The 14,346-nt window shown below is 37.3% G+C and carries 9 protein-coding genes; all 9 read left to right on the plus strand.

Going from position 1 to position 14,346, the window contains the following annotated elements; translation table 11 throughout:
• Positions 1-69 precede the first annotated feature (69 nt).
• Positions 70-870, plus strand: coding sequence for a polysaccharide deacetylase family protein (locus CLO1100_RS00730; protein WP_014311849.1), 801 nt, complete (start codon positions 70-72; stop codon positions 868-870).
• A gap of 69 nt (positions 871-939) precedes the next feature.
• The gene (locus tag CLO1100_RS00735) at positions 940-2,517 is read left to right on the plus strand and encodes a response regulator (RefSeq protein ID WP_014311850.1); all 1,578 of its coding nucleotides are present in this window, start codon (positions 940-942) and stop codon (positions 2,515-2,517) included.
• Between the two features lie 18 nt (positions 2,518-2,535).
• Positions 2,536-4,317 (plus strand): histidine kinase, encoded by a 1,782-nt coding sequence (locus CLO1100_RS00740; protein WP_014311851.1) that lies wholly within the window; start codon positions 2,536-2,538, stop codon positions 4,315-4,317.
• Positions 4,318-4,387: 70 nt separating this feature from the next.
• Positions 4,388-5,965, plus strand: a complete 1,578-nt coding sequence (locus tag CLO1100_RS00745; protein ID WP_014311852.1) for a response regulator — start codon at positions 4,388-4,390, stop codon at positions 5,963-5,965.
• A gap of 126 nt (positions 5,966-6,091) precedes the next feature.
• Positions 6,092-7,798, plus strand: coding sequence for an ABC transporter substrate-binding protein (locus CLO1100_RS00750; protein WP_014311853.1), 1,707 nt, complete (start codon positions 6,092-6,094; stop codon positions 7,796-7,798).
• Positions 7,799-7,884: 86 nt separating this feature from the next.
• Entirely contained in the window at positions 7,885-8,856 is a 972-nt protein-coding gene (locus tag CLO1100_RS00755; RefSeq protein ID WP_014311854.1) for an ABC transporter permease subunit, read from the plus strand.
• A 9-nt stretch (positions 8,857-8,865) separates the two neighbouring features.
• Positions 8,866-9,780: a carbohydrate ABC transporter permease gene (locus CLO1100_RS00760; RefSeq protein ID WP_014311855.1), complete on the plus strand. Its 915-nt coding sequence runs from the start codon at positions 8,866-8,868 to the stop codon at positions 9,778-9,780.
• Positions 9,781-9,807: 27 nt separating this feature from the next.
• A complete protein-coding gene (locus tag CLO1100_RS00765; protein ID WP_014311856.1) occupies positions 9,808-11,046 on the plus strand; it encodes an endo-1,4-beta-xylanase in 1,239 nt (412 codons plus the stop codon).
• 235 nt (positions 11,047-11,281) lie between these two features.
• Entirely contained in the window at positions 11,282-14,338 is a 3,057-nt protein-coding gene (locus CLO1100_RS00770; protein ID WP_014311857.1) for a glycoside hydrolase family 2 TIM barrel-domain containing protein, read from the plus strand.
• The last annotated feature ends 8 nt before the right edge of the window (positions 14,339-14,346 follow it).

Here is a 14,346-nt window from a genome sequence, read left to right on the forward strand (position 1 = left end):
TTGTCGAATAAAACCAATTGGCTTTTTGCTTATTGTGTTGTAAAATGAAAGAAAAGGACGATTAATGACATGAGATATGAATTTTATTATCCTCAAGGCAAAAAAAAGGCGTTAACATTTAGCTACGATGATGGTCAGATACACGACCGACGGCTTGTAGAAATATTCAACAAGTACAATATGAAAGGGACTTTTCATATAAATTCAGGAACCTTAGGAACCGATGGATTTATTACAAAAGAAGAGATTGGAAGCCTGTATAAGGGGCACGAAGTATCCTGTCACAGTGTAACTCATCCTTATCTTACAAAGTTACCCAAAGAACAGCTTGTGGAAGAGGTAAGAGAAGACAAACGGTGGCTGGAAAAAGAAGTAGGTTACCCTGTAAGAGGGATGTCATATCCATTTGGAGAATATGATTCCAATGTAGTGAATGCCCTGGACGTATTAGGTATTGAATACTCACGTACGGTTAATTCAACCGGCGGTTTTTTCATGCCATCAAATTTTTTAGAATGGCACCCTACATGTCATCATAATAGTGATATAAAGGATAAGCTTTTGGACTTTAAAAATCCATCACCTTGGCTAAAACTGCCGTTGTTCTATATATGGGGGCACAGCTTTGAGTTCTACAGGGAAAATAACTGGGAGGTTATTGAGGATTTCTGTAAGGAGGCTGCTGATGACCCGGTAGTATGGTATGCTACCAATATAGAAATAAAAGATTATATATGTGCTCTAAAGGGATTGGTATTCAGTGTTGACCAAACAATAGTATATAATCCGAGTGCTGTTTCGGTATGGCTTTCAAGAGACGGCGAGAGTGCAGTTGAATTGAAAGCAGGACAAAGCCTTACATTTTGCTAAAATATTTGAGAGGATAGTGAATTTGCCATTTAAATTGCATAAATAATTATATAAGGAAGGTTGCATTAAATGTTGAAAGTACTTCTTGTAGATGATGAACCATATGTTCTTGAAGGGCTGAAAGTTATGCTGGATTGGGAAGCACATGGCTTTAGAATTTGCGGTGAAGCATCAAATGGTGAGGATGCACTGGAAATTGTGAGAGTATGCAACCCCGATCTTATAATTACTGACATAAGCATGCCCGGTATAGATGGTCTGGAATTAATAAGACTGTCCACTCAAAAACTCAAATCCACTGCAAAGTTTGTTATACTCAGCGGCTATGATGATTTTTCATATGCAAAACGGGCTATGCTGTACAATGCAAGCAACTACTTGCTCAAACCCTTGGATGATGTCGAACTGGATAGTGTTGTTACAAAACTGGCAGAACAGATCAGACAGGAACGGAAAAAAACCGAGAATATAAATAAACAGCTTTCATTCATTGCAAATCAGAGCATTATGAGATTGATAAACGGAGACAATAAACCGTCGCTCATAGGCAGAGTAGGTATGCTTCTGAATATTGCAGAGGATGAGGAGGTTCGGTGTATTCTTTTTGAGATTGATTCAGCTGACAGCTGGGCTCAGGGAGAAGAAAAAATCGGACTGAATATGAATAGAATACAAGCCGGAAGGGTCATAGAAGATGCTCTTGGTCCGGCTTTTCAGTTGCATATTTTTGAAGATGGAAAAGGAAGAATAGGCATAATCGCCAGTGAAAAAATGCCGTTCTTCAATTCCCTTGATGAGTTGGCCCAAAGCTTGCTTCTACAATTAAATCAAATTTTTGGAGACGTGGTTTACGCCTCGATAAGTGATTCCGAAAAGGGCCTATCATTGATAAGCAAGGCATATAGACAGGCTCTTTTTGCTATTGGCTTTAAATTTTATTCGCCTGATAAAAGCTTCATAAATTATGAAAATGTTAAGGGGTTAAATATTAATTTTGAAATGTGCACCGAAGATTATAATACATTGTTAGAGCTAATAAGATCAAACCGTGCTGAGGAGATCGAACCGATCGTATGCAGACTTTTCGAGAATTTTTCAGAAAACTACAGTGCACCTCAGATAATCATTTCATATCTTATGAGCTTCCAGATGGAGCTGGTAAAGGTTATAATGGAAATAAGCGGGGACTTGAAGGAGTTTTTAACTCTTGCATTGGAGTTTCAGAAAACGGCAGAACACATGAATATGTTGGAGCTTCGGGGTGAATTCCTGAAGCAGTGCTTGAGTGCGGCTTCGCATATAAACGGATTTAAACAGGGAAACCCTCAGTACATTGTATGTGAGGTAAAAAACTATATTAAACAGAATTATTGCAAGGATATTAAACTTAAAGAGGTAGCACGGCATTTTTACATGAACTCTGTGTATCTGGGGCAGCTATTTAAAAAGTTCTCCGGTATGCAGTTCAATGATTACCTGAATACTGTACGTATAGAAGAAGCCAAAAAACTTCTTCAGAGAACGGATATGAAGGTGAGCGAGATTTCAAATGCTGTGGGGTACAATGATCCTAAATATTTTTTAAGTAAATTTAAAGCCATTACCAATCTGCCTCCATCAGCATTTAAAACTGGGAAAACTACTTAATTCGGAGATGAATCTACTATGAAACCTAAACCGAGAATTTTAAGCAGAGTTAACGATATTCCGTTAAATATCAAATTTCTTATAATATACGTAGTTTGTATATTAACACCAATAATAATAATTAATGCGGCATTTCTCGATAAGTTTTATACGGTAGTAACTCAGAGAGAAGAAAATAACTATCGAATATCAATGGAAAGGGCAAAAAACGATATCAATACCTTGATAGAGGGAGGTATTGCCGTTAGCCATTCCATATCTACCGATGCAATCATATATGATTTAATGGACACCGGATACGATGCGGGGGAGTATTATGATATTTATAACAGTACCCTAAGAAACAGACTGTCAATTTACACTGTAGCATATAACTATATTACAAACATAGGCTTATATGTAGATAACCCCAGCATCAGAGCCGGCGGAACATATTACCATATAGACCATAGCGTTAAAAATACTCCGTGGTATAGGGACCTGTCCGAATCAAATGAACAGGTTCTTATCAGAACATACCTGGGAAGTACAAACAGTGCTCCTGTAAGGCAAATACAGTATTTAAGTATACTGAGAAGCTCTAAAAACAACCCTTCTTTAGGCAGCCGTGAAAAAATACTAAAAGTTGATATAAGTCTGGACAAGGTATTTACAATTTTCAACCGTGAAAGGGATTATCTGAGTTTATACTTGGTTGATCCTCAAAATACCATAGTGTGTTCAACTACAGGTGGATACGGAAAGAGTAATATTGACAGGCTTGAAAAGCTTAACGGTAGGTCACTTGGTCATGAAAACATGATTCTTGAAGCGTATCTTGGGAATTCATCATATTTTAAAGGCTGGAAGCTTATAGGGGTCACCAACAGAGAGCGTATATCCAACTCTGTAGGGGATACCCTCAGTTTCGTATTGATTTTTGCTTTTATAAGTATTCTCATTTCATCACTTCTCATGTTCATTATTGTACGGTCATATAACTACAGATTGAAAAAACTTTCTAAGCACATGCTTAAATTCAGAGACGGAAAGTTTGATCTGATTGAAATAAACGAAGGGGAAGATGAAATCGGTGGAGTTATCAGAAACTTCAACCTAATGGCAGCAAGAATAAATACACTTATAAACGATGTCTATAAGTTGGAACTACAAAAAAAGAGTCTGGAACTGGAACGGGTCAGGGCAGAAATAAACTTTCTTCAGAGCCAGATGAATCCCCATTTTCTATTTAATACTCTAAATGCCATATTGGTAGTTAGCGTAAAAAATAATTATACCGAAATCGTAGATGTTATAAAATACCTGTCAAAGACATTGAGACGTCTATTAAGCTGGAAGGACGATCTGGTAACAATCGAAGAAGAACTGTCATTTACAGAAATGTATCTGAAAATTGAAAAATTCCGTTTCTGTGACAAATTTCATTATGAAATAAATGTAGATGAAACCCTGCTTGACTACAAAATACCCAAAATGAGTCTTCAGCCTTTAGTTGAGAATGCCTGTAAGCACGGTATCCAGGCAATAAAAGAGGTAGGAATTATAAATATAAATATTGAAATGTGCGAATCAGGTCTCCTGGTAAGAGTGAAGGATAACGGTTCGGGAATGGATCAGTACACCTTGACAGAGATACTTGAAAACATTAAAAGCGAAGTGGAGCTCAGTACAAGTATAGGCATCAGAAATGTGTACAGGCGCCTAAGACTTTATTATGGAGAACATGTATCTTTCAAGATTGAAAGCCGTATCAATGCCGGGACAACAATTTATTTTACAATACCTTTTGAAAAACTATAGACCCTAGAACACAATATTTAGTATATATTTATAGAGATTATTATGCAATTTTCATGGAGGAGGCTTTTTAATGTTTAAGGTTTTACTTGTAGATGATGAGCCTATGGCACTGGAAGCATTAAAGATTGTTGCAGATTGGGAAGAGCTAGGGTTTACTATCTGCGGGGAATGTGGAAATGGAGATGAAGCATTAAATAGAATTAAAGATATTAAGCCTGATTTAGTGGTAACGGACTTAAAAATGCCCGGAATGGATGGTCTGGAATTAATAAGAAATGTTATGGAATATGTAAATCCTGATATAATATTTATAATTGTAAGCGGTTATGATGAATTTGAATATGCAAAAAAAGCCATGCAGTATGGAGTCCGCTATTATGTTTTAAAACCTGTCTTCAAGGATGAATTTTCGGAAGTACTTGTAGAAATAGTAGACAAACTAGAGGAAAAATATCAACTCGGAAAAATGACCATCAATAACATAAGTGCTGATATAGGGAGTCTACTTGGAAAATTCCTTCTAGGAAATTTGGATGAAGACGAACTTAAGAGCAGAATACCGGAAGATATATTGAATAGTAATGCGAACTGGTTTTATGTTTGTTTAGGTACGCCACAGGTTTGGGAAACAGTAAACTTAAAAAATGATGACACCAGCGAAGACACCCTGGGCATACTGAAAGAGATAATGAATACAGGCCTTGAGGGTATATATATCTATCCTATATTAACAAATACGGTGCTGGAAGGCATTGTAGTCTGCACCATATGTGGAATGCAAACTGAGAAGGTAATAGAAACATTAAAATCAAATGTATCCACAATTTTTGGGGAAGGCTTTTACTTAGGAGTAGGAAACACGGTAACTGCACTTTCTGAACTTTCCGAGTCTATGTCTCAGGCTCATAAGGCAGTAGACTATAGATTTTTCAGCCCCCCGGGCAGTACAATTTACTATCAAAACATAAAGGATTTTACACTAAACTATAGCTTTGAGGGAATTTACAAAATTGAGGATATGTATAATGCCCTTGACAGTCTGAATGAAATGGGAATTAAAAAAGCAATTGAAGCAGTTTTTTCGGATTTCCGTCGTGAATTTACAGCCCCGGAAATAATAAAAATGTATGTGGTTAACATTATATATAAAAGTATAGCTATAGTATCCAGCTTAGGCGGTAATACAGATCAGATACCGCTGCTTGATTCAATTACTGGAATACTGGCAAGAAGCTTGATAATAGATGAAATGGAGAACATGGCATATGAGTACTGTACCAAATTCGTTATATATGCTAAAAGCTTAAAAAATAATACTAAAAATTCAGATATGAAACTTGTGGAGGAGTATATAAAGAATAACTACACAAGAAACCTGACAATCAGGGAGATTTCCAAGAAACTTTATATACACCCCAATTATCTCGGACACCAAATAAACAAGTGGTTTGGATGCAGTTTCAATGAGTATCTCCATGGTCTCAGAATGGAAGAAGCCAAAAACCTGCTAGAGAATACCAATCTAAAAGTTCACGAAATAGCTGAAAGAGTAGGATATAGTTCATACAGCAATTTCCTGGATCAGTTTGTCAAAAAGTTCTCCATAAAGCCCAGTGATTATAAGATTATGTTAAATAACAAGAACTAAAATTTTTAGGTAGTAAATCTTTATTTTTGCAAATTGAAATATACAGCTTAAAAACTGATAATAAATGTGTAGTATCACTACTTTTTATGTGATTCTGCTTATAAAAATATATAAGGAGGAGAAAAAATGATGTTAAAAAAGAGAAATTGGCTAGTAGCACTATTAACAGGTTTATTGTCAGTTAGCTTTGTATTAACAGGTTGTGGCGGTTCCGATAGCAGCAGCTCTTCTACTTCAACTTCTGGATCAGCAACAGCTACAGGTTCAGCATCAGCTGAAAAGCTCGATCCAATAGAGATAAGCTTCTTTATCTCTGACCCAGGTCAGGCACCAACACCTGATAACAAGATTTACAAGAAAATTAAAGAAGAACTCGGCGTTACTTGTAATTTTGAGTTCTTAGTAGGTGACAAAAACCAGAAGATAGGAGTTATGATTGCCGGCGGAGAATATCCTGACGTAATAACTCTTGGCTCAGATACAGTTAGTAAGTTTACAGGAGCTGGTGCTTTAGTTCCTTTAGAGGAAATAATCGAAAAGGATGCTCCAAACCTTAAGAAGCATTTTGATCCATACAAGAATAAGGTAAAGGATGTTTCAGACGGGCATTTTTATGTAATGCCTGGCTACGGTGTTTATTATAATGATTTTAGTATAAATGTTAATGAAGGACCTGCTTTCTTTATGCAAAAAGCAGTATTGAAGGATGCTGGTTACCCAAAAGTTAAAACTCTTGACCAGTACTTCGATCTTATAGAAAAGTATAAAGCAAAGAATCCTACAATCGACGGACAACCAACAATTGGATTTGAAGTTCTTTCAGAAGGCTGGAGAGATTTCTGCCTAAAGAATCCACCTCAACATTTGATTGGTCATCCAAACGATGGCGGTGTTGTAGTTGATAATAAGACTAATACTGCAGAATTCTTCTGGGATAAGGATTATTCAAAGAGATATTACAAGAAACTTAATGAAATAAATGCTAAGGGCTTACTTGACCCGGAAACATTTACTATGAACTATGACCAATATATAGCTAAGCTTTCAAGCGGTAGAGTTCTTGGTATGTTCGACCAGCACTGGAATTTCAGCAATGCTGAATTAACATTAAAGACTCAGAAGAAGTTTGAAAGAACATATGCTCCATTGCCTGTAGTATTCGATGAAGGAACACAGGATTACTACATGGATAGACCTGTTCTTAATGTTAACACAGGTTATGCAATCACAAAGAGCGCTAAAGACCCTGCAAGAATAGTTAAATTCTTCGATGCTTTACTGGAAGAAAAATGGCAGAAGATCCTCGGTTGGGGAATCGAAGGTGAAGATTACAAGGTTGACGATAAGGGTTCATTCTTCATGACTCCTGAACAACGTGTAAACTACAATGACCAGACTTGGAGACTTGGAAACATGGCTCATACTCTCTGGTACTATGCTCCTAAGATGGAAGGTACATTCAGTGATGGAAATGCTACAGGCCCAGGCGGACAGCCAAAAGAATACTATGATGCACTTGACCAGTACGACAAAGATTTCTTAAAGGCATACGGATATGATCAACAGTCTGATTTCTTCAGCCCAGCTCCTGAAAACAGAATCTCATACCCAGCATGGCAGATAGATCTTGTTGACGGTTCACCTGCAAGCATGGCAAACACAAAAGTTGGAGATATTGCAACTAAGTTCTTACCAAAGGCAATACTTGCTAAACCAGATAAGTTTGACAGTGTATGGGATGAATATGTAAATCAACTCCACAAAGAAGATATTCAAGCATATGTTGATAGAATCAATGATCAACTCAAGTGGAGAGCTGACAACTGGAAGTAATAGATAGTTAAAGTCCATTGGAGCATATTAATTATGCTCCAATGGATATTTAAAAAATCCAATGACTTGATTTACTGGGAGGCAGTATGGCTAATAATGTAACAGCTTTAGCTGATAATAAACTACAAGGCAAGAAAATGACGGGACATAAAATAACCTGGAACACGCTTGTAAAGCAAAAGCAGCTTATATTCATGTCCGTACCGATGCTCATTTATATTTTAATTTTTTCATATGTACCGATTTGGGGCTGGCTCATGGCTTTCCAGAATTATAAACCGGCAAAAGGCTTTTTTGAACAAAAGTGGGTTGGTCTCCAAAATTTCAAATATCTATTTAAAGATGATAATTTCATAAGAGATTTCAGAAATACAATTAGCATGAGTTTTATAAACCTGATACTAAGTTATGTTACAGCAATAGTACTTGCACTACTTCTAAACGAAATTAAGAATGTGTTCTTCAAGAGAACTGTTCAGACAATATCTTATTTACCGCACTTTTTATCTTGGGTAATTGTAACAGGTATTGTGGCTACTTGCCTTTCTACTGAGGGAGGTATTGTAAACATAGTACTGGTGAAATTAGGTATAATTAATTCTCCAATTAATTGGCTAAGTGAAGGAAAATATTTCTGGGGGATTGTAGGTGCCACTAACGTATGGAAAGAACTTGGGTGGAATACTATAATTTACCTTGGGGCAATAACTGCCATCGACCCTGCTCTATATGAGGCAGCAGGCTTAGATGGAGCCGGAAGATTTAGAAAAATGTGGCATGTTACACTTCCGGGAATTAAAGCTACCTTTGTAGTCCTTCTGATAATGTCTATAGGTCATGTTATGGAAGCAGGTTTTGAAATTCAGTACCTGTTAGGAAAGGGGCCTGTTTTAGACTGGTCTGAAACTATAGATATTTATGTTATCAAGTATGGTATTAACCAGTTCAATTATTCGCTTGCAACAGCAGCTGGTATATTTAAGAGTGTAATTGCAATTATTATGCTATTCCTTGCCAATAATGTTGCTAAGAGATTAGGCGAAGAAAGGCTTATCTAAGGAGGTACTATGATTAATCTACGAAAACCCGTAAGGATAGGAGACGTAGTTTTTAACACATTTAATTTTGTCTTCATGGCTACACTTATGATTGTAACTCTCTATCCATTTTTAAATACACTTGCAATATCTTTTAACAATGGGGTTGACACTTTAAGAGGCGGAATATACCTTTGGCCTAGAGAATTTTCATTTCAGAATTATAAGGCTATATTCATAGGAGGCAACGTATTTCATGCATTCTTGGTATCAGTAGAAAGAACAGTACTTTCTACAGTGATGAATTTATTCCTTACTACTATGCTTTCCTTTACGTTAAGCAGAAAGGAATACGTATTCAGAAAGCCTATAACAATAATATTTGTATTAACAATGTACTTTAATGCAGGTATAATACCGAACTACTTCCTGATAAAGAATTTGCATTTGTTGAACAGCTTCTGGGTATATGTTCTGCCGTCAATGATAGCAGCGTTTAACATGATCGTTATCAGAACCTTTATTATAGGTATACCTGAAAGCTTTGTTGAATCAGCAAGAATCGATGGAGCAGGAGATTTCAGAATATTTATACAGGTAATCTTTCCTTTGTGTAAACCCGTACTGGCTACAATTGCACTCTTCGTTGCAGTTGGTGCATGGAATACATGGTTTGATACCTTCCTGTATTGTTCGTCAAAACAGAACCTTAGTACACTGCAATATGAGTTGATGAAGCTGCTGAGCTCGACACAGAACTTCAATTCAAATCCTGCCTTGGCAGCAGGTGTGGGTGCTAATTCGCAAACTGCAGATACTATGGTTACGTCCTTATCTATAAGGGCAGCTATAACAATAGTAGCAGCTGTTCCGATAATTATTGTATATCCATTCCTGCAAAGATACTTCGTTGTAGGTTTGAATGTTGGTGGAGTTAAAGAATAATCCCATTTCCGTGAAGGAGAAGGAATAATGAGTATAGTTAGTAACAGCAAGTATAGCCATCGAGTAGCAACAAAGACTATTAAACTTTCCGGACCAGACGGCAGTGTTTTAAGAAATACAGAAGTTGTTGTTAAACAAACCAAGCATAAATTTCTATTCGGTTGTGCACAATTTGATGCTATTCCGTATGTAAATGATATATTTAAGGGTAAAGAAAAGGAACTTGCAGGACAACGATTTGAGAAGTTTTTTGATTTGTTCAATTACGCAACTGTACCTTTTTATTGGGGAAGATTTGAACCTGTAAAGGGCCAACCCATGATAAAGGAAACGAAGAAGGCAGCCCAATGGCTAGCTTCAAATGGACTTTTGTTAAAGGGGCATCCATTGTGCTGGCACACTGTTACAGCACCTTGGCTGCTAGATATGACAAATGAAGAAATACTTGCGGCTCAGATGAATCGTATTAACCGTGATGTTTCAGAGTTTAAAGGCTTGATAGATATTTGGGATGCAATAAATGAAGTTGTTATCATGCCTGTTTTTGATAAATATGATAACGGGATCACAAGGATTTGCAAAGAGCTTGGACGTATAAAGCTGGTTAGCAAGGTGTTCAATGAGGCGAAAAAAGCAAATCCGGGTGCGACACTATTGATTAACGACTTCAACACTTCCGAATCTTATGCGATTCTGCTGGAAGGACTTATTGAGGCCGGAGTACCTATTGATGCAATCGGAATACAATCTCATATGCATCAAGGCTATTGGGGCGTGGAAAAGACTTTGGAAGTACTCGAAAGGTTCTCCAGATTTGGCATTCCGCTTCATTTTACAGAAAATACTTTGGTTTCAGGACAGTTGATACCGCCTGAAATTGAAGACCTGAATGATTATCAAGTAAAAGAATGGCCTTCAACAGCTGAGGGTGAGGACAGACAGGCCAGAGAAGTTGTATCGCATTATAAGACACTTTTGGAGAATCCAAAGGTTGAATCCATTACTTGGTGGGATTTTGCAGATGGAGCTTGGCTGGGTGCACCATCAGGATTTATTACTGTTGATAACAGGGTTAAGCCTGCATATGATGAATTACACAAACTTGTAAAAGGTGAATGGTGGCTGAAGCCGACTAAGTACATGACTGATGAAAACGGAGAAATTAAGGTTTCGGGATTCTTTGGTGATTATGAAGTTTCGTGCCATGAGATAAAGATTGGTTTTACTCTTGATAGCTCAAATGAGACTGTCAAACTAAAAATTTAAGAGTAGTAGTGTAGTGTTATATAATATTACCGGACGATTGACCTTCTCAAACTTCGATTTTGTCCGGTAATATTTTTTTTATTCTTTTTTTCATTGGGGTTCAATAATTAAATCTTTGCACATACTAATTTAGTAAAGTTGATTAGACCGGTTACAGTTAATTTTTGAGTTATAATTTAATAGAGATACTCCGAGGCGCAGGCTGTAAACCAAACCGTAAAGGATTGTGAAGAGAATGATAATAAAAAATTATTTTGAAAACCCTAAAAAACTTCATGTAGGGACAATGGAAAAAAGGGCTTATTATATACCTTACCCACCGAGGGATGTCAATAAAAGCAATGACAGAACAAAGTCACAAAGATTTCATTTATTAAATGGAGAGTGGGACTTCCTTTATTTCAAAAGCATCTATAATATAACGGATGAATTTTATTTACCCGGATATGACCGAGCAGGATTTGATAAAATACCTGTTCCTTCTGTATGGCAAAATCATGGTTACGACAGGCATCAATATACAAATATAAAGTATCCTTTTCCATATGACCCTCCGTATGTTCCCGTAGATAACCCATGTGGTGCATATGTCAGAGAGTTTAATGTAGATAGCAGTTGGATGGGAATGAACAAATATATTAATTTTGAGGGAGTCGATTCATGCTTCTATCTATGGATTAATGGTAATTTTATAGGTTACAGTCAGGTTTCCCATTCTACCAGTGAATTTGATATAACTAACCATGTACATGAAGGAACTAACACTATAGCGGTCCTTGTACTTAAATGGTGTGATGGCAGTTACTTTGAAGATCAGGATAAATTCAGGACATCAGGTATATTCAGAGATGTTTATATTATTCTTAGACCGGAGAATCATATAAGGGATTTCTTTGTAAAAACTTCGCTCACCGAGAACTATAAAAGTGCTGAAATAAGAGTAGACATGGATTTCACAGGAAGTGTTCCCGGCATAGAATATAAGCTTGAGGATAGTAGAAATGGGAATATTGAAGCCCAGGGAAAGGCACAGGGAAATAGCCTGAGTATTAAAATAGATGATCCAAAGTTGTGGAGTGCAGAAATCCCACATCTTTATAATTTAGTACTGGAATCAGAATTTGAGACTATTTCAGTGCCGATAGGCATCCGCGAAATAAAAGTTGAGAAAGGTATTGTTTACCTGAATGGTCAAAAAATAAAATTCAAGGGTGTAAATCGACATGACTCGGATTCTGTAAAAGGACCGGCGGTAGCTATTGAAGATATGCTAAGGGATTTAATGCTGATGAAGCAGCATAATATAAATGCTATTCGTACAAGCCATTATCCAAATTCTCCTCTGTTTACCGAACTCTGCGATAAATATGGATTCTATATCATTGCAGAAGCAGATATTGAAGCCCATGGTACAACTGCAGTTTTCGGGGGCGGGCAGGACGGAAAGGCATTTCCCATGCTGGCGCATGACCCTGAATTTGAAGAGGCTATTACAGACCGGGTAAAAAGTTGTGTTATAAGGGATAAAAATCACCCTTGTATTGTTATATGGTCACTTGGAAATGAATCTGGATATGGCAAAAATTTTGAGAGTGCGTTGAAGTGGCTTAAGGGTTACGATAACAGCAGACTTACCCATTATGAAAGTGCTTTGTATCCGCCGGAGGGCTATGATGCTGATTTCAGTGGTTTGGATCTGTACAGTCGTATGTATGCCTCCTGTGAGGATATAATTGAATATTTTCAGGAGAATGTTACCAAACCTCTTATTTTATGCGAGTACTCCCATGCTATGGGCAACGGCCCGGGTGATCTTGAGGAATACCATGAACAGATAGAAAAATACGATGGTTTATGTGGGGGATTTGTTTGGGAATGGTGCGACCATGCTGTCTATATGGGAAGAACTGAAGATGGCAGGAAGAAGTATTTTTATGGCGGAGATTTCGGTGAATTTCCCCATGACGGAAACTTTTGTATGGATGGTTTGGTTTATCCTGACAGAAGAATTCATACAGGGTTGCTGGAATATAAAAATGTTCTTAGACCGCTAAGACTTGTAGATGAGAATTCCAAAGATGGACAATTTGCCTTCAGGAATATGCTTGATTTTATTAATGCAAAAGACTGCTTGTATATTTCCTACGAAGTAACTAAAAACGGTGAGGTTATATCAGAAGGTATCATAGATGATCCCAATCTACTGGACATACAACCCCATGAGAAAAAAGTCATAAGTCTTAGCCTTCCTGATGTGGAAGAAGGCGACTGCTATATAAAATTTGATTATATACAAAAGACTGATACACCGTTTGTTAACAGCGGATATCAACTTGGTTTTGACCAGGTTAAGGTGGATGGTGACAAGGTTGGACTACAGGAGGACAAGATAACCAATATTTTGGGAGAATCGAATTCAGGGGGCGGAGAACTATCCTTGGTAGAATCCGACAGGAACGTCGTAATAATAGGGAAAAACTTTCGGTACACCTTTAATAAAATGACAGGCGTGTTTGATAAAATGGTATACGACAATAATGTAATTCTTGAAAAGCCAATGAACTACAATATATGGAGGGCACCTACGGACAATGATAGAAATGTACGGCATAAATGGGAAGAGGCAGGCTATGACAGAACTTTGTCCCGATCATATAATACTCAGGTATTCAAGGAAAGCGGTAATATAAGGATAATCACAGAACTATCTCTTTTGGCGGTTCACATACAGAGAATACTGAGTATCAGTACAGAATGGAATATAGCAGAGAATGGACTTATATCAGTTAACATGCAGGTGGAAAGGAATATGGAAATGCCGTTTCTGCCCCGCTTCGGCCTGAGATTATTCCTACCGGAGTACATCAGCAATGTTGATTACTTTGGATATGGTCCATATGAAAGCTATGCAGATAAAAGAAGGTCTTCATATATGGGACACTTTAAATCTAAAGTCGGAAGCATGCATGAGGACTACTTGAAACCCCAGGAAAACGGAAGCCACTGGGGGTGCCATTATGTAAAGCTGGTATCAAATTGTGGTCTTGGGTTACTGATAACCGGAGATGAGACTTTTAGTTTTAATGCATCCTACTATACTCAGGAGGAACTGACAAGTAAGCCTCACAATTTTGAACTGGAAAAGTGCGGAAACACTGTTCTTTGCATAGATTATGCCCAAAGCGGAGTAGGCTCAAACAGCTGTGGGCCTGAGCTTATGGAGAAGTATCGTTTTAATGCACAGAGATTCCATTATACTATGTTCATAAAGCCCTTTACAGAGGGGACTTAGGACTGCAT

The sequence above is a fragment of the Clostridium sp. BNL1100 genome, from assembly GCF_000244875.1.
In the GTDB taxonomy this organism is placed as follows: Bacteria; Bacillota; Clostridia; order Acetivibrionales; family DSM-1351; genus Ruminiclostridium.